General features: G+C 69.4%; 14 protein-coding genes and 1 pseudogene. 8 read left to right on the top strand and 7 right to left on the bottom strand.

Going from position 1 to position 16,216, the window contains the following annotated elements; translation table 11 throughout:
- Positions 1-128 precede the first annotated feature (128 nt).
- On the top strand, positions 129-974 hold the full coding sequence (locus tag ACIBKX_RS20765) for a prolyl oligopeptidase family serine peptidase (RefSeq protein WP_363271749.1): 846 nt from the start codon (positions 129-131) through the stop codon (positions 972-974).
- An 80-nt stretch (positions 975-1,054) separates the two neighbouring features.
- Here ACIBKX_RS20765 and ACIBKX_RS20760 read toward each other — a convergent pair whose 3' ends face one another.
- A complete protein-coding gene (locus ACIBKX_RS20760) occupies positions 1,055-2,236 on the bottom strand; it encodes a winged helix DNA-binding domain-containing protein (protein ID WP_363271748.1) in 1,182 nt (393 codons plus the stop codon).
- Positions 2,237-2,296: 60 nt separating this feature from the next.
- Here ACIBKX_RS20760 and ACIBKX_RS20755 point away from each other — a divergent pair, with 60 nt between their 5' ends.
- Together ACIBKX_RS20755 and ACIBKX_RS20750 are read left to right on the top strand one after the other, a co-directional pair.
- Entirely contained in the window at positions 2,297-2,683 is a 387-nt protein-coding gene (locus ACIBKX_RS20755; RefSeq protein WP_363271747.1) for a helix-turn-helix domain-containing protein, read from the top strand.
- A gap of 616 nt (positions 2,684-3,299) precedes the next feature.
- Entirely contained in the window at positions 3,300-3,770 is a 471-nt protein-coding gene (locus tag ACIBKX_RS20750; protein ID WP_363271746.1) for a hypothetical protein, read from the top strand.
- A 41-nt stretch (positions 3,771-3,811) separates the two neighbouring features.
- On the opposite strand, the gene mgrA is transcribed toward ACIBKX_RS20750, so the two are convergent.
- On the bottom strand, positions 3,812-4,849 hold the full coding sequence (gene mgrA / locus ACIBKX_RS20745) for an L-glyceraldehyde 3-phosphate reductase (protein WP_363271745.1): 1,038 nt from the start codon (positions 4,847-4,849) through the stop codon (positions 3,812-3,814).
- Between the two features lie 111 nt (positions 4,850-4,960).
- Between mgrA and ACIBKX_RS20740 the strand changes: the two genes are divergently transcribed.
- The 4 genes and pseudogenes from ACIBKX_RS20740 to ACIBKX_RS20725 all read left to right on the top strand — a co-directional run bounded on the left by ACIBKX_RS20740 (position 4,961) and on the right by ACIBKX_RS20725 (position 10,076).
- Positions 4,961-5,734: an isoprenyl transferase gene (locus tag ACIBKX_RS20740; RefSeq protein ID WP_363271744.1), complete on the top strand. Its 774-nt coding sequence runs from the start codon at positions 4,961-4,963 to the stop codon at positions 5,732-5,734.
- A gap of 331 nt (positions 5,735-6,065) precedes the next feature.
- A complete protein-coding gene (locus ACIBKX_RS20735; protein ID WP_363271743.1) occupies positions 6,066-7,388 on the top strand; it encodes a PhoH family protein in 1,323 nt (440 codons plus the stop codon).
- A 411-nt stretch (positions 7,389-7,799) separates the two neighbouring features.
- Positions 7,800-8,540 carry a lytic transglycosylase domain-containing protein gene (locus tag ACIBKX_RS20730; protein WP_363271742.1) on the top strand — a complete coding sequence of 247 codons (741 nt, stop codon included), beginning with the start codon at positions 7,800-7,802 and terminating at the stop codon, positions 8,538-8,540.
- Positions 8,541-8,669: 129 nt separating this feature from the next.
- Positions 8,670-10,076, top strand: a pseudogene (locus ACIBKX_RS20725) (AI-2E family transporter).
- A gap of 81 nt (positions 10,077-10,157) precedes the next feature.
- Here the strand turns inward: ACIBKX_RS20725 and ACIBKX_RS20720 are convergent.
- On the bottom strand, positions 10,158-10,688 hold the full coding sequence (locus tag ACIBKX_RS20720; RefSeq protein ID WP_363271740.1) for an alkyl hydroperoxide reductase: 531 nt from the start codon (positions 10,686-10,688) through the stop codon (positions 10,158-10,160).
- 18 nt (positions 10,689-10,706) lie between these two features.
- Entirely contained in the window at positions 10,707-11,261 is a 555-nt protein-coding gene (locus tag ACIBKX_RS20715) for a peroxiredoxin (protein WP_363271739.1), read from the bottom strand.
- 128 nt (positions 11,262-11,389) lie between these two features.
- Here ACIBKX_RS20715 and ACIBKX_RS20710 point away from each other — a divergent pair, with 128 nt between their 5' ends.
- Entirely contained in the window at positions 11,390-12,328 is a 939-nt protein-coding gene (locus tag ACIBKX_RS20710) for a LysR substrate-binding domain-containing protein (protein WP_399375849.1), read from the top strand.
- Between the two features lie 35 nt (positions 12,329-12,363).
- Here ACIBKX_RS20710 and ACIBKX_RS20705 read toward each other — a convergent pair whose 3' ends face one another.
- Genes ACIBKX_RS20705 through ACIBKX_RS20695 form a run of 3 tightly spaced genes read right to left on the bottom strand, consistent with a single transcriptional unit; the run spans position 12,364 to position 15,988 of the window.
- Positions 12,364-14,781, bottom strand: coding sequence for an FtsX-like permease family protein (locus ACIBKX_RS20705; RefSeq protein WP_363271737.1), 2,418 nt, complete (start codon positions 14,779-14,781; stop codon positions 12,364-12,366).
- Entirely contained in the window at positions 14,778-15,464 is a 687-nt protein-coding gene (locus ACIBKX_RS20700; protein ID WP_363271736.1) for an ABC transporter ATP-binding protein, read from the bottom strand. Before ACIBKX_RS20700 ends, ACIBKX_RS20705 begins: the two co-directional genes overlap by 4 nt.
- Positions 15,461-15,988: a PadR family transcriptional regulator gene (locus ACIBKX_RS20695; RefSeq protein ID WP_363271735.1), complete on the bottom strand. Its 528-nt coding sequence runs from the start codon at positions 15,986-15,988 to the stop codon at positions 15,461-15,463. Before ACIBKX_RS20695 ends, ACIBKX_RS20700 begins: the two co-directional genes overlap by 4 nt.
- Positions 15,989-16,216 lie beyond the last annotated feature (228 nt).

The following is a 16,216-nucleotide window of genomic DNA, read 5'->3' as shown; positions in this document are numbered from 1 at the left end:
CCTTTCACCCGGAGGGACTGGGACGTGTTCACCCGGGGGGACTGGGGCGTGTTCGGCAGCCGGCCGAAGGCGTTTCGCTCCGGGCGATAGCCAATCGCCCGCCGGCCGCGCGGACCTACCGTGAGGGCATGAACCCACCGATCACAGGTACGGCCGCCGGAGTGCCGTTCACCGCACTGCCGCCGGCCGGCACCGGCACCGCACCGCTGATCGTCACCTGGCACATGCTGGACGCGCCCCGGTCGGACGCCGCGTTCGCCGCGGCCCTGCCGATGGACGGCGTGCCCGCGTGGCGGGTGCACCTCGGGATGCCGATGTGCGGGGCACGCATGGTCGACGGCCGTACGGACGCCATCATGGAGCTGGCCCGCGAGGACGTGCTGATGTCCTATCTCCATCCGTTCGTCCGGCAGGCGGCCGAGGAGTTCCCCGCCGCGCTGGCCTCACTGCGTACGCAACTGCCGGTCGACGACGGCGCCATCGGCGTGCTCGGCGGGTCGCTGGGAGGAGCCGTGGCGCTGCGGGTTCTCGCGGACACGGACATCCCGGTCTTCGCCGGGGCCGTGGTGAACGGCGCCATCCGGATGCGGTCGGTCGTCGACCTGTTCCCGGAGGCCTATCCGTACGACGCCGAGTCCGAGGCGGCGGCGGACAGCCTGGACTTCGTCGCCCGAGCGGAACGCATCGCCGACCGCGCGGCACCGCTCCTTGTCGTGAGCGGCGAGTCGGACCACCCGGCGCTGAGGGCCGATGCGTCGGCGCTGGTCGAAGCGCTGGGGAAGCAGGCCGAGCTGTTCTCGATCCCTGGGCTGGCCCATCCCCTCGCCGACGAACCCGGCATCGATCCCGCACCCCAGCTGCCACGGACCCGCGAGGTGGACGCGGCGCTGACTGACTGGTTCCGACACCGGCTGGCGGCTGCGGGAGCTGCGGGAGCCGCGGGAGCCGCGGGAGCTGCGGACGCTGTGGGCTAGGGCGGCCGGTCTCTCTCCCTCCGCCCCCGCCAGATCAGACCCTTTCAGACCAGCCACCAGCAGACCAGCCCCCGGCAGCGCTACGCATGCGCCCCCACCGTCACCTCCCCCACCACCAGCTCCGCCCGTCCCTCCAGCACCTCGCCCACCCGCTCGACCTGCCCCGCCAGTTCCCGCTCCTGCCTCGCGGTCAAGCGGCCCAGCGGCTCGACCGTCACCGTCACCCGGCGGCCCGAACGGCGCTGGTGCCATACGCCCGCCACGACCCCGTCGACCAGCAGGACGGGGAAGTTGCCCGCCTGACCACCGGCCAGCGCGCGCTCGTAGGCGCGACCGGGGAAGAGCCTGGCCCGGGGGTGTGAGGCGATGACGTACGCATCGAAGTAGGGGAGGAGCCGTACGCCCCGTGCCGGTTCCTCCGGGAACGCCGTGTCGCCCGCGACCACCCACGACGCGGTGCCGCCGTCGCCCTCCTCCTCGCCTGCCATCGTGACCGCCTCGATCTCGTCGGCCCCGGCGAGGGACGAGAAGAGGTTGGAGGCCCAACCCGTCGGAGCCGCCGCCCACTTGGCGAACTGGTGGGGTGTCGCGGGGCCGTACGCGTGCAGGAAGCGGCGTACGAGGAGGGCCGACGCCGTCTCGGGGTCCAGGGGTGCGTCGACCGCCGGCGGGCGGGTGTACGTCACCTTGCGGCCGCGGTTCGGCGCGAAGCACAGGGCGCCGCGCTGGGCCGCCAGGTGCATGACCTGCCGCCAGCGCGGCCACATGCCCTGGAACGCGGGCATCACCAGGTCACCGGCCCAGGGGCCGGTCCGTGCCACCACCTCGTCGCCGAGCTCGTCGATCGTCAGCGCGGCGCCGTCCAGGGCGTCGCCGATCGCAGCGACGACCTCTTCCGTCTGGTCGGGGGTCATCCGGGCGTCGGCCTTGAAGGGGTTCGGGCCGCTGGGTACGGCGGGCAGCGCGCCGGTCCAGAGGGGGAGTTCGGCGGCCGGCAGGAGGTGGATCGTGCCGCGCGGGCCGTACGTCTTGATCAGGGACGGCTCCTCGCTCCACAGCGCCTCGCGTACGTCCGTCCGCGTCGCGCCCTCCATGCGCAGGCCCACCGACAGCTCGGCGGCGGAGAGTACCTGTGCCTGCGCGGCGAGCATCGCGTCCACGACCTGCGCGGGGCCCGCCTCGCCGGGCTTCGCGGGCGTCAGGAGAAACTGCCGCGCCATGCGCCGGGCATTGGCGCAAGTCCACGGAACGGCGACGCTCATCGGGAATCTCCTCTGTACTGTCGATGGGGCAAGTGGCCCTGTGGACAAGAGGAGTGGACCATGCCGAAGCACGACGTGGAGGGCAACCAGGGGAGCCAGCCGGTGTACGCGTGCGGGCTCGACGCCGCCGTGGACGTCGTGGGCGGCAAGTGGAAGCCGATGATCCTGTGGGCACTGCACTCGGGCAAGGTGATGCGCTTCGGCGAGCTGAGGCGGCACCTCGCGGGCATCAGCGAGAAGGTCCTCATCCAGCAGCTGCGCGAGCTGGAGACGGACGGCATCGTGCACCGCGAGGTCTACCGGGAGGTCCCGCCCAAGGTCGAGTACTCCCTGACCGACCTCGGCCAGTCCCTGAACACGGCGCTGGTTCCGCTGGGGCTGTGGGGGGACGAGCACATGCAGACGCTGGTGGCGAACCGGCAGGAGAAGTGCGACAAGGTCGCCTGACGGCTGACGCTTGGCAGCTGATATCTGACAGATGACAGATATCAGACGGCGATAATTGTCAGTCGGCAGCCGAGGCCCCCGACGACGAAAGCCCCCACCCGGTTCCCCACCCACCCCACCGTTAACCAACTGATGCCAACCCAGGCCACGTTGATTCCGCATCGTTATCGGGGCTGGCTCGATCCAGTCGCCCGGTCGCGTAAGTTCAGACCAAGGCGAATTCGCGTGAGCAAAGCCACGTGTGCGGTGCCGCGCGGTGGAGGGGGCTGCGCGGCACCGCGCGCCCTCATTCATCAGCGGGGTCCGTCAATCACGCGCCCCACCCCTCATCCCTCCTATGGGCTATCGCCCCGCACGGCCTGATTTCTCCCCTGGGGCCGAAATCCGGTGGTGGGGCAGGGTCGCGGAGTCGTCGGGCGGTCTCGGAGAGTAGTTGTCTCGCGTCGATGCGCGCGCCATCCCTTACGAAGGGTTATGGTGGAAACCCCCCCTCGGGCCGGTCCATCTCCCCCCCATGGACCGGCCCGATTTTTTTGTGCCCCGGAGTCGGCCTCCTGCCGGCCGCCCACCGGCCCTCATGATCACGGACTCGATGCCTCCGGATATGGTCAGGGACATGTCGAACCAATTCCCCCCACCGCACGAGAATCCGCAGGCCGGCCTCCCCACCTACACCGGTCCCGCCCAGGACCCCGGCTACGGATACGGCCAGGGCCCGGCCGTCCCGCACAAGATGCCCGGCGTCGTCCGCGCCGCCCAGATCGTTCTCTGGTCCCTCGGCGGACTGCTCATCCTCGGCTCGATCGGCCTGATCTTCACGGTCAACCCGGAGACGGCGGGCGCGGCCCTCGGGGTCAACGTCTGCCTGCTGGTCTCGGCCGGTATGGCTTTCCGCTTCGGCAGCGTGGGCCACGGCATCCGCGTCACCTGCATCGTCCTGATGAGCGTGCAGATCGTTCTCGCCCTCGGCGGCGCGGCCAACGGCAACCCGGCAGGACTGATTCCGCTGCTCGCCGCCATCGCCGTCGTCATCCTGCTCTCGCAGAGCATCGCGGGCGCCTGGTTCAAGCGCCCGCGCGCCCTCTAGGGGCGTCCTTCGGACACGCCCCCTCCATAAGAGAGCCGTCGTCAGCCTCGCCCGGCCCAGATGTTGGTGCCGGGCGTGGACACCGCGAACGCGTCGATCTCGGCCAGCTCCTCGTCCGTCAGCTTCGGACCGGTCAGCGCCGCCACGTTCTCCTCCAACTGCTTCACGCTGGACGCGCCGATGAGTGCCGAGGTCATCCGCTCGTCCCGGAGCACCCAGTTGAGCGCCAGTTGCGCGAGCGACTGGTCGCGGCGGGCGGCGATGTCGTTCAGGCCATTGAGGCGGCGGACGACCTCGTCGCTCAGCAGCTCCGGGTCGAGCGATTTGCCCTGAGTTGCCCGCGAACCCTCCGGAATGCCCTTCAGGTACTTGTTCGTCAGCAGGCCCTGCGCCAGCGGGACGAAGGAGATGCAGCCCATGCCCGCCGCCTCCAGGGTGTCGAGGAGGCCGTCGTCCTCCGTCCAGCGGTTGATCATCGAGTACGACGGCTGGTGGATGAGGGCCGGGACGCCCATCTCCTTCAGCAGCCGCGCCGCTTCGGCGGTCTGCTCGCTGTTGTACGAGGAGACGCCCACGTACAGCGCCTTGCCCTGCTGGACGGCGGACGCGAGCGCGCCCATCGTCTCCTCCAGGGGGGTGTCCGGGTCGAAGCGGTGGGAGTAGAAGATGTCGACGTAGTCGAGGCCCATGCGCTTCAGCGATGCGTCCAGGGACGACATCAGGTACTTCCGCGAACCCCACTCGCCGTACGGGCCGGGGTGCATGAGGTAGCCCGCCTTGGTCGAGATGACCAGTTCGTCGCGGTACGCGGCGAAGTCCTGCGCGAAGAGCTTGCCGAAGTTGAGCTCCGCCGAACCGGCCGGCGGCCCGTAGTTGTTCGCCAGGTCGAAGTGCGTGACGCCCAGGTCGAAGCCGCGGCGCAGGATCGCGCGCTGCGTCTGAAGGGCCTTGTCGTCGCCGAAGTTGTGCCAGAGGCCGAGGGAGATCGCCGGGAGCTTCAGGCCGCTGCGGCCCGTTCGCCGGTACTCCATGGAGTCGTAACGGTCCGTCGAGGCGACGTAAGGAGAGATGTCGTTCATGGTTACGAAGCTACGACAGTCCCCGGCCGCCTCGTGGCGCTCGGCCCCGTTTTACGGCGGTAGGCTTTCGCCTTCGGGGACTGCCGTCTGCACGGAGGGGCTGAAAACACCGTGAACCTGCGGGACAGGCTGCGCGGCCTGCTGGTCAGGCTGTACGCACGCCGGGTGGAAGGTCATCTGGACCATGACCAGGTGCCCAAGCACATCGGGGTCATCATGGATGGCAACCGACGCTGGGCCAAGGCCGCCGGATCCACCACAGCCCAGGGCCATCAGGCGGGTGCCGCCAAGATCGAGGAGTTCCTCGGCTGGTGCAGCGAGACGGACGTCGAGGTCGTCACGTTGTGGCTGCTCTCCACGGACAACTTCGACCGGCCCCAGGAGGAACTGGGCCCGCTGCTCGGCATCATCGAGGACACGGTCCGCTCGCTGGGGCGCGACGGCCGCTGGCGCGTGCACCACGTCGGGGCCAACGACATCCTGCCCTCGGGGATGCAGAACGTGCTCAAGGAGGCGGCGGAGGCCACCGCCCACGTCGACGGGATAGTGGTCAACGTCGCGATCGGTTACGGCGGCCGCCAGGAGATCGCCGACGCCGTCCGCTCGATGCTGCTCGACGCCGCCGACAAGGGGCATTCGCTCGACGAGGTCGCGGAGAAGGTGGACGTCGACCTGATCGGCAAGCACCTTTACACGCGGGCCCAGCCGGACCCGGACCTGGTGATCCGTACGAGTGGTGAACAGCGTCTGTCCGGATTCATGCTCTGGCAGACCGCTCACTCCGAGTACTACTTCTGCGACGTCTTCTGGCCCGCCTTCCGCAAGGTCGACTTCCTGCGTGCGCTGCGTGACTACGCGGCCCGTAACCGGCGATTCGGCGGCTGACCCCGCGTAACACCCTCACGAGGGTGCTCACGAGGTGAGGCGTGAGTAACCCAGAGTTCACGGACGCGCCGTCATATGCCATGGCATGGCTGCGCTTGTTCGAGGGAATAAGCCTTCCAGGTCGACATCCGAATCACGGATGTCGTATCTCAGCGGGCGGCATGGGGCCGTCCGCCCGGGAGGCCCTTTGCACCAGGACGACCGTGCGGTGAGCACGGGCGAAGTGGAGGGCCGGGACTCGGCCCGCGCACTGGGGTCCGAGACCGGTCCGGATTCCTCCCGGCATCCTTCCCGTCGCTCCCCGACCTCATCCGAGGGGGTACGTCCTTCCGTGGTGACCAGCACAAAGCGCCGCATGCCCGACAGGCGCACCTATGTTCTCGACACCAGCGTTCTGCTCGCGGACCCGAACGCCCTGACCCGCTTCGACGAGCACGAAGTCGTGCTGCCGATCGTCGTGGTGACGGAGCTGGAGGCCAAGCGGCACCATCCGGAGCTCGGCTACTTCGCCCGGCAGGCGCTGCGCCTGCTGGACGACTTCCGCGTCCGGAACGGACGCCTGGACGCGCCGATCCCCATCGGCGACCTGGGCGGCACACTGCGCGTCGAGCTCAACCACTCCGATCCCGGCGTGCTTCCGGCCGGCTACCGGTTGGGGGACAACGACTCACGGATTCTCGCCGTCGCGCGCAATCTCCAGGCAGAGGGATACGACGTCACGGTCGTGTCCAAGGACCTGCCGCTCAGAATCAAGGCGTCGTCGGTCGGTCTGCTCGCGGAGGAGTACCGCGCGGAGCTCGCCATCACGGACTCCGGCTGGACCGGTATGTCCGAACTGACCCTCTCCGGGGAGCAGGTGGACCTTCTCTTCGAGGAGGACCATCTGTACGTTCCCGAGGCGGCCGACCTGCCGGTCCACACGGGCCTGACCATCCAGTCCGAGAAGGGCAAGGCGCTCGGCCGGGTCACGGCCGACGGCAACGTCCGTCTCGTACGCGGTGATCGTGAGGCCTTCGGCATCAAGGGGAGGAGCGCGGAGCAGCGGGTCGCGCTCGATCTGCTCCTCGATCCGGAGGTCGGGATCATCTCGATGGGCGGCCGCGCGGGAACCGGCAAGTCGGCGCTCGCGCTGTGCGCGGGCCTGGAGGCGGTCCTGGAGCGCAGGCAGCACCAGAAGGTGATGGTCTTCCGGCCGCTGTACGCGGTGGGCGGGCAGGAGCTCGGTTATCTGCCCGGCACCGAGGCCGAGAAGATGGGGCCCTGGGCGCAGGCCGTCTTCGACACCCTCGGTTCGGTGGCGGGGAAAGAGGTCATCGAGGAGGTCAGCGCGCGCGGCATGCTGGAGGTCCTGCCGCTCACGCACATCCGGGGGCGTTCGCTGCACGATGCGTTCGTGATCGTCGACGAGGCCCAGTCCCTGGAGCGGAACGTTCTGCTGACCGTTCTGTCGCGTATCGGGGCGAATTCCCGTGTCGTACTGACCCATGACGTCGCCCAGCGCGACAACCTGCGGGTGGGTCGGTACGACGGAGTGGTCGCCGTCGTCGAGAAGCTGAAGGGGCATCCGCTCTTCGCGCATGTCACGCTCACCCGGTCCGAGCGTTCGCAGATCGCGGCGCTTGTGACCGAAATGCTGGAGGACGGGCAGATCTGATGTGAACTGCTGGTTCTGCTCTACCTCGTAGTGGTTACGCGGTAGTTGGCGCCGCCCGGCGAAGCGATGGAGCCTAGCCGGGCGGCGTCTTGGCGTGTGCCACTTTCCTGAAAACTCCTGGTGCAAACGAGGTGTGAGCTTTCACACGCAACGGGGAATTGCCTTGCGGCGTCCGGCTGCGGCAGAGTCTGGGTCCTGTCAGGCCCCGCATGCGACACACCTGTACCCCCAGCGGTACCGCAACTCAGGAACAGCAGAACTTCATAGTGGCCGTCGCATGCCGCCCGAAGCACCACGCGGCGCTCCCTTCACGGGAGTTGTCCACCGGGCCCGTGCCTCCCGTGACCGAGTACCAAGCGGAGGCCAGCGTCCAGGGGCACGATTGCGTCCGCGAGGTCACCTATGCGGGCGATGCTGGAAGGAAACCGTGTGAGCCGGATTTCGGTCCGGGGATTCGCCGTGGCATCCGCCACCGCGGTCACCACCGTCGGCGCTGTCGTTGGTGTCGCCTCGGGCAACACCCAGGGCGCCTCGAACGACAACGACTTCGAGGCGACGGCAAGCGACGCGACTCTCCTCGCAGACATACCCGCGGGTCAGCAGGCCCAGGTACAGACCGCGTCCCTGACGCAGCAGGCCGAAGCACAGGCCACCGCTGCCGACACGGCCGCGAAGAAGTCCGCGGCGGAGGCGGCGCGCAAGCAGGCCGCCGAGTCGGCGATCGCGAAGCAGAAGGCCGCGGAGAAGGCGGAGGCCGCCGAGAAGGCCGCCGCGGAGAAGGAGCGCGAGGAGGCCGCCGAGGCCAAGGCGAGCCGTTCCTCCACGCGTGACGCGGGCGACTTCGCCAAGAAGTCCTCGTACTCCGTCGCGGACGTCCAGGCGATGGCACGGCAGATGGTCCCCGGGGACCAGTTCCAGTGCTTCAGCAACATCGTCAACCACGAGTCCACCTGGAACTACCAGGCCAGCAACCCGTCTTCGGGTGCGTACGGCCTCGTCCAGGCGCTGCCCGGCTCCAAGATGGCCTCGGCCGGAGCGGACTGGCAGACGAACCCCGCCACGCAGATCAAGTGGGGTCTGAACTACATGAACGACCGCTACGGAAGCCCCTGCGGAGCCTGGGACTTCTGGCAGGCGAACAACTGGTACTGAGTCGCACCGCGCTCAACCTTTTGCGGACCCCTCACCGTCCTACGGTGGGGGGTCTTTGCCGTGTACGGTCAGTCCGACAACTTCCAGGAGGGAGTGGTGGGGAAGCAAGACGGGGGAAGAGGACGGATCATGTCGCGAGTGCCAGGGTGGCTCGGCCGGCTCGGTGCCGGTCTTTCGCGGATGGGCGAGCGGATGGACGGCGGTTCGGGTCCGGACAGCGGTTCGGGAACGGACGGCGGTTCGGACGCCGAGTCCCGGGAGGCGGCCAAGGCGCCGCGGCGGTCCGCCGCGGATGACGCTGCCGCCGCCGAGGGCGACGCGGCGGCCGTCGCAGCCGCCGGGGCGGCCGAGACCGTGGTGCCCGCGCCGCCCGCCTACGCGCCGGCCATAGCGGCCAGGCCCGATCCCGTGGCCGCGGTGCCGTGGGGGATGCGGGTCGCGGCCGAGGCCGGCTGGCGCCTCCTCGTCCTCGCGGGCACGCTCTGGGTGTTGATGAAGGTCATCAGCGCCGTGCAGCTGGTCGTCTTCGCCTTCGTGGCCGCGCTCCTCATCACAGCGATGCTGCAGCCGACGGTGGTGCGGCTCAAGCGGCTCGGGCTGCCGCGCGGGCTCGCGACCGTCCTCACGGCCGTACTGGGCTTCGTCGTCATGGGGCTGGTCGGCTGGTTCGTCGTCTGGCAGGTCATGGAGAACGCGGACACGCTCTCCAGTCAGGTCCAGGACGGCATCGACGACTTGCGCAACTGGCTCCTGACGAGTCCGTTCCATGTCACCGAGGACCAGATCAACGACATCGCCAAGTCGCTGCGGGAAGCGGTCGCGGGGAACACGGAGGAGCTGACGTCGGCGGGGCTCGAAGGGGTCACCGTGATCGTGGAGGCCCTGACCGGCATCCTGCTCACGATGTTCTCGACGCTGTTCCTGCTGTACGACGGGAAGCGCATCTGGCAGTGGGTCCTCAAGCTGGTGCCGGCGCCGGCCCGGCCGGGGATCGCCGGGGCGGGGCCGCGGGCGTGGCGGACGCTGACGGCGTATGTGCGGGGCACGGTGATAGTGGCCCTCATCGACGCGATCTTCATCGGGCTCGGGATCTTCTTCCTCGGGGTGCCGATGGCGGTGCCGCTCGCCGTCTTCATCTTCCTGTTCGCGTTCATCCCGCTGGTGGGTGCGGTCATTTCGGGCGCGCTCGCGGTGGTGGTGGCGCTGGTGACGCAGGGCGTCTTCACGGCCGTCATGACGCTCGCCGTGGTCCTGGCCGTGCAGCAGATCGAGGGCCACATCCTGCAGCCGTTCATCCTCGGCCGCGCGGTACGCGTGCACCCGCTGGCGGTGGTCCTGTCGGTGGCCGCGGGCGGTCTGGTCGCGGGGATCGGTGGCGCGGTGGTGGCGGTACCGCTGGTCGCGGTGACGAACACGGTGGTGGGCTACCTGCGGGCGTACTCCCGAGAGGCGGCCCTCAAGCAGGCGCCGCAACCGCGGGGTGCGACGGCGGTGGAGGTGGCTCCGGTGGATCCGGCACGGAGCCTGGACGCGTAGCTTCCGGAAAGGACGCATAGCTTCCGCAAAACCAGAGCGGCCCCGCCCGGCAACTGCCGGGCGGGGCCGCTCTGTCGGGCCCTAGGCCAGGGACTCCTCGGAGTCCAGCGTGACGCCCACCGCCTGGATCACCGCGGCGATCTTGAAGGCTTCCTGGATCGTCTCGCGGTCGACGCCCGCCTTGCGGAGCACCTGCTCGTGGGAGTCCAGGCACTGGCCGCAGCCGTTGATCGCGGAGACCGCGAGCGACCACAGCTCGAAGTCGACCTTCTCCACGCCCGGGTTGCCGATGACGTTCATCCGCAGACCGGCCCGCATCGTCCCGTACTCGGGGTCCGAGAGCAGGTGGCGCGTGCGGTAGAAGACGTTGTTCATCGCCATGACGGCGGCGGCCGACTTGGCGGCCGTGTACGCCTCGGGGGAGAGGTTCGTCTTCGCCTCGGGCTCCAGCTCGCGCAGGACGCGCGGGGAACGGGAGGCGATGGCGCAGGCGAGGACCGTGCCCCACAGCTGCTGCTGCGGCAGGTCCGAGTTGCCGATGACCGAGCCGAGGTTCAGCTTCAGGTCCTTGGCGTAGTCCGGTACGGCGGACTTCAGTTCGTCGAGAGCCATGTCAGATCAACCGTCCCGTCACTCGCCCGAGAGGAGCGCGACCGGGTCCAGGGTGTCCTCGCCCTTGCTCCAGTTGCACGGGCAGAGCTCGTCCGTCTGCAGCGCGTCGAGGACCCGGAGGACCTCCTTCGGGTTACGGCCGACGGAACCGGCGGTCACCATCGTGAACTGGATCTCGTTGTTCTGGTCGACGATGAAGACGGCGCGCTGCGCGAAGCCGTCCTCGCCCTCGATGCCGAGGTCACGCATGAGCTCGTGCTTCGAGTCGGCCAGCATCGGGAAGGGCAGGTCGGTCAGGTCCGGGTGGTCCTTGCGCCAGGCGTGGTGCACGAACTCGGAGTCGCCGGAGAAGCCGAGGACCTGGGCGTCACGGTCGGCGAACTCGTCGTTCAGCTTGCCGAAGGCCGCGATCTCGGTCGGGCACACGAAGGTGAAGTCCTTGGGCCACGCGAAGACGATCTTCCACTTGCCCTCGTAGGTCTTGTGGTTGATCTGCTCGAACTCCTTGCCCTTCTCCAGCGAGACACAGGCAGTCAGGTCGAACTCGGGGAACTTGTCACCGACAGTGAGCACGGGCTCTCCTTGCAGCACAGGAACCCGGTAAGGGGCTCCAAGGGGTTGGACTGCTGTCGATCGTGGCACAGAGTGCATTGATTATGGAAATAGCTACACTCTGTTCTGTTGATCGGAGGTGGCTATCAGTGCGAGCCATAAATAGGGGCAAGCAGCCCAGCCTGGCGCAGTTGCGCGCCTTCGCGGCCGTCGCCGAGCATCTGCACTTCAGGGACGCCGCGGCAGCAATCGGGATGAGCCAGCCGGCACTCTCCGGAGCCGTGTCCGCCCTGGAGGAGACACTGGGTGTCACCCTGCTCGAGCGTACGACCCGGAAGGTGCTGCTCTCGTCGGCCGGTGAACGGCTCGCGGTGCGGGCGCGGGCCGTGCTCGACGAGGTCGAGGCGCTGATGGAGGAGGCCGACGCGGTGCGCGCGCCGTTCACCGGGGCGCTCAGGCTCGGCGTGATCCCGACCGTGGCGCCGTATCTGCTGCCGACGCTCATAGGGCTCGTACACGAGAAGTATCCGGATCTCGATCTTCAGGTGCACGAGGAGCAGACCTCGTCGCTCATCGAGGGGCTCGGCGCCGGGCGGCTCGATCTGCTGCTGCTCGCCGTGCCGCTCGGCGTGCCCGGTGTCACCGAACTGCCGCTGTTCGACGAGGACTTCGTGCTCGTCACGCCGCTCGACCACTGGCTCGGCGGCAGGGAGGGGATTCCCCGCGAGGCGCTCAAGGAGCTGAATCTGCTGCTGCTCGACGAGGGGCACTGTCTGCGGGACCAGGCGCTCGACATCTGCCGTGAAGCGGGGCGCGCGGACGCGCCCGTCACCACCACCGCCGCCGGACTCTCCACCCTCGTACAGCTGGTGGCCGGCGGGCTCGGGGTGACCTTGCTGCCGCGGACCGCCGTGCGCGTCGAGACCAGCCGCAGCAACCAGTTGCTCACCGGGTTCTTCGCGGACCCCGCGCCCACCCGGCGGATCGCGCTGGCGATGCGTACGGGGGCGGCGCGGGCCGCCGAGTACGAGGAGCTGGCGGCGGCGTTGCGGGAGGCCGTACGGCCGTTGCCGGTGCGGGTGGTGTGACCCCGCACCGGCAACGGCCGTACCGAAGGACGGAGTTACTCCGTGCGCAGGCCGTCCGGGCGCATCATCCGCCGCAGCGGCGGCAGGCTGAGCAGTGTCACGACCACGACCATCGCCGCGCCCACGCCCGTCAGGGGCACGAAGGCCCACCAGTCGGTGACTTCCTTGCCGATCATGCGGGTCATCACCACGCCGAGACCCAGGCCGCCCGCGATCGCGAGGGTGAGCCCCACGGTGACGGGGAGCGCCGTCTGCCACAGGAGCGACCAGGCCATCGCCGAGCGGGGAGTGCCGAACGCGGTGAGGGCCGCGAGCAGCCGCTTGCGTTCACGGAGTTGCTCCAGCATCGACACCAGCATGGACGCCGCGATCAGCGCCATCGTGGCGCTCGCGCCGATCTGCAGGCCGCGGGCGATGGAGGCGTACTGATGGTCGCGGTCGACGTCGTTCATCGAGTTCACGCCGAGCAGCGGGCTGATGCGGGCCGCCGTGTTGCGCACCCGCTCCTCGGCCTCCGGCTGCTTCGGGTCGAGCTTGACCCAGGCGGTGGTCTCCGCGTCGGACAGCTTCTTGATGTCGACGGCGCCGGGGGTGGCGAGGACTCCGTCGATCTTGCTGCCGGACGGGTTGGGCCTGGCCTTGACGGTGCGGGAGTCCTTGGGCAGCGTCCACAGCGTCGGCTCGGCACCCCTGTTGAAGTCGGGGTCCTCTCCGACGTTGATCGCCTTGCCGGGGCGTGCCGTCCGGTCCACCCAGGTGTTCTGCTCGCGGCTGTTCGTGTGCGAGACGAAGGTGTCGCCGTCCTTGCAGGAGCCGATGTCCGCCAGCTCGCGCAGGGTCGCGCAGCTGCCGACGGTCAGCTGGGTGGTCGGGGTGATGTCGTTGACCTTCACGTTCCCGGGCCGCGTGACGTACGACTGCACGGTGCCGATGACCTTGGTGACGCCCTCGGTCTCGCTGAAGTCGTCGATCATCCGCTGGGCGAGCGGGCCGTTGCCGCTGACGCTGTGGACGGTGAGCTGGGCCCGCGTGGTGTCCTGGCCCGTCATCTTGTTGAACTCGTCGTGCATGGACGCGAACATCATCTGCAGCGCCACGGCGCCCGCCACCGCGACGGTGATCCCGCTGACCGCGCGGGCCGCGGTGCCGCTGGTCAACTGGAGCCTGCGCACGGCGAGCTGCCACGCCACGGGCCCTCCGCGCAGCCGCCCCACGACGGCCTCGACCAGCCACGGAAGCAGCGCGCTGAGACCGATCAGGGTGAGCGCCGAACCCGCCGCGATCGTGGGTACGTCGACGGCTCCGACGGCGTCCCGGTCGATGCGGCCCGACGCGAGCAGGATGCCGATGCCGACGACCGGAAGCAGCACCCGCCACACGAGACGGCGCCCGCGCTGCTTGCCGCCCCGGACCACGCCGAGCGGCTCGATGGCCACGGAGCGCAGGGAGAGCAGCGTCACCAGGACCGCGCAGACCGGCACGGCGAGCGCGACCAGGGCGACCAGGGCGGGCTCGGGCGTCATGTCGTACGGATAGGCGCTGACGTTCGTCAGGTCGACCACGCCCACCAGTTGGCGCAGGAGCAGGAAGAAGACAGCGCCCGCGGCAAGACCGACCAACGCCCCGAAGAGCGCCTCGCCCGCCGCGATCCTGCGGACCGTGCCGGTGCTCGCGCCGACCAGGCGCAGCGCCGCGAGCCGTCGGTCGCGACGGTCGCCGCCGAACCGGACCGCCGTACCGATGAAGATCGCCACCGGGGTGAGCAGGACGACGCAGATCAGTACGACGAGGGCCATCAGGAACGGGTCGAGGGGCAGGGAGTTGTCCTGTCCGAAGCGGTCGAGGCGATGGGCGCCGTCGGCCGACGCGAGCTTGTCGGAGCCCGCGTAGTAGTAGAGCTCAAGAGGGGAGAGTAGTCCGGCCTCGCCGATGGTGCCGGTGATGCGGAAGTCGCCGAAGCGCTCCTTGAGGAGCTTGTTGTCCGGGTCGTCGATCAGGTCGCGCAGCGCGGGCGAGACGACCATCTCGCCGGGCGCCGGCATCTTGTCGACGCCGGGCGGCAGGACCGGGTGGTCGCCGTCGGCCTGGAGGAACGCGCCGGTCGCCGTCTTGCCGTGGAACTCGGTGCCGGTGTTGCGGAGCAGGATCGACGCGTCGCTCGCCTTGGGCGGCTTCATGTCCATCGAGGCGTACGGGGTGCGCGCGTAGTCCCGGTCGTCGCGGTTCTGCAGCAGGTTCGGCACGGAGGCGGCGCCGAGCAGCAGCGCGACGCCGAGGCCGACGCCGAGGGCGGTCAGGATCGTGCGGGTCCAGCCCTCCCGGCCGCCGCCGACGGCGAAGCGTATGCCCATCGCCAGATCGCGGACCCAGGCGTGCACGCCGGTGGGCGCGGTGTCCCCGGCGTGCGGCCGGAGGGCCGCGGTGGCGGACTCGGGGCGGGTGTCGAGGCTCATATGACCCGCTCCATGTCGCGGGACCTGCCGTCGCGTACGACGATCTCGCGGTCGGAGTAGGCGGCGACCCGCGTCTCGTGCGTCACCAGGACGACGGCGGCGTTGGTGGAGCGGGCGGCTTCGGTGAGCAGCTCCATGACGCGCTCGCCGTTGAGGGAGTCGAGCGCGCCGGTCGGCTCGTCGGCGAAGAGCACCCGGGGGCTGGTGGCGAGTGCGCGGGCCACGGCGACCCGCTGGCCCTGGCCGCCGGAGACCTCGCCGGGCCGCTTGGCGGTGACGTCGTCGACCTCCAGGCGCTCCATCCAGGTACGGGCGGTGGCCTCGGCGTCCTTGCGCTTGGCGCCGTTGAGGCGCAGCGGAAGGGCCACGTTCTCGACGCAGGTCAGCTCGGGGACCAGCTGCCCGAACTGGAAGACGAAGCCGAACTCGCTGCGGCGCAGCGCGCTCAGCGTGGCGTCCGGCAGTCCGGTCAGTTCGCGGCCGTTGTACGTGATGGACCCGGCGTCCGGCCGGACGATCCCGGCGAGGCAGTGGAGGAGGGTCGACTTGCCGGAGCCGGAGGGGCCCATGACGGCGACGACCTCGCCGGGGTGGATGGAGAACTCGGCGTCGTCGAGCGCGTTCGTCGTGCCGTACGCCTTGCGGAGGCCGGAGGCGGTGAGAAGGGAACCTGCGGGGGTCATGCGGAGCGCACCTCCTGGGCGAGCTTGCCGAGGCGTGCGGAGGTCAGTTCCAGCCAGCGCAGATCGGCCTCGAGATGGAAGAGCGCGTGGTCGCAGATCAGCTGGTCCGCGAGGTCGCCCTTGCGCTTGCGGTCGGTGAGGATCCGCATCAGGCGCAGGTGCTCGGCCCGCTGGGAGTCGAGTATCTCCGTCGCGTCGCGCTCGGTGAGCAGGGCGAGGACGACCTTCGTGTAGAGGGTCGACTGGAGATAGGGCTCCGGCTTCTCCGGCGTCGCGAGCCAGCGCCGGACATCGGTGATGCCCGCATCGGTGATCGCGTACCGCTTGCGTTCGGGGCCGCCGCCCGCCTCTATGCCGTCGACCTCGACGAGGCCGTTCTTCAGGAGGCGGGACATGGTCGAGTAGACCTGCCCGTAGTGCAGCGGTTTGTCGTGACCGAACTTCTCGTCGAAGGTGCGCTTGAGGTCGTAACCGTGGCGCGGGCCCGACTCGAGGAGGCCGAGGAGGGTGTGACCGATGGACATGCGGAGGACTCTACACCGTGTGTATACGTGCCATGTATACCCCTCGGGTATACCCCGAGGCGGAGCTCACAGGTTCGAAAGGCGGGCAACCTTCTGGGGCCCAGGATCGTCGGTTTCATAGGGGCAATCGTCGGCTTCCGGTGGGACAGGTACCGAAGGTTCCTAAGGGACAGGTGCTGATTGTCACGTCCGGAAAAGGCCGGATCGGCAGGAGTTTGCCCCAGGGTG

Source organism: Streptomyces sp. NPDC050658 (assembly GCF_044457025.1).
GTDB lineage: Bacteria > Actinomycetota > Actinomycetes > Streptomycetales > Streptomycetaceae > Streptomyces.
This window is presented reverse-complemented; position numbering and strand designations above follow the sequence as displayed.

Coding starts and splice junctions, on each gene's coding strand:
- ACIBKX_RS20755 (WP_363271747.1), top strand. CDS start 2,297: ATGCCGAAGCACGACGTGGAGGGCAACCAGGGGAGCCAGCCGGTGTAC.
- mgrA (WP_363271745.1), bottom strand. CDS start 4,849: ATGAACGACATCTCTCCTTACGTCGCCTCGACGGACCGTTACGACTCC.
- ACIBKX_RS20730 (WP_363271742.1), top strand. CDS start 7,800: ATGCTGGAAGGAAACCGTGTGAGCCGGATTTCGGTCCGGGGATTCGCC.
- ACIBKX_RS20700 (WP_363271736.1), bottom strand. CDS start 15,464: ATGACCCCCGCAGGTTCCCTTCTCACCGCCTCCGGCCTCCGCAAGGCG.
- ACIBKX_RS20760 (WP_363271748.1), bottom strand. CDS start 2,236: ATGAGCGTCGCCGTTCCGTGGACTTGCGCCAATGCCCGGCGCATGGCG.
- ACIBKX_RS20750 (WP_363271746.1), top strand. CDS start 3,300: ATGTCGAACCAATTCCCCCCACCGCACGAGAATCCGCAGGCCGGCCTC.
- ACIBKX_RS20765 (WP_363271749.1), top strand. CDS start 129: ATGAACCCACCGATCACAGGTACGGCCGCCGGAGTGCCGTTCACCGCA.
- ACIBKX_RS20705 (WP_363271737.1), bottom strand. CDS start 14,781: ATGAGCCTCGACACCCGCCCCGAGTCCGCCACCGCGGCCCTCCGGCCG.
- ACIBKX_RS20695 (WP_363271735.1), bottom strand. CDS start 15,988: ATGTCCATCGGTCACACCCTCCTCGGCCTCCTCGAGTCGGGCCCGCGC.
- ACIBKX_RS20720 (WP_363271740.1), bottom strand. CDS start 10,688: ATGGCTCTCGACGAACTGAAGTCCGCCGTACCGGACTACGCCAAGGAC.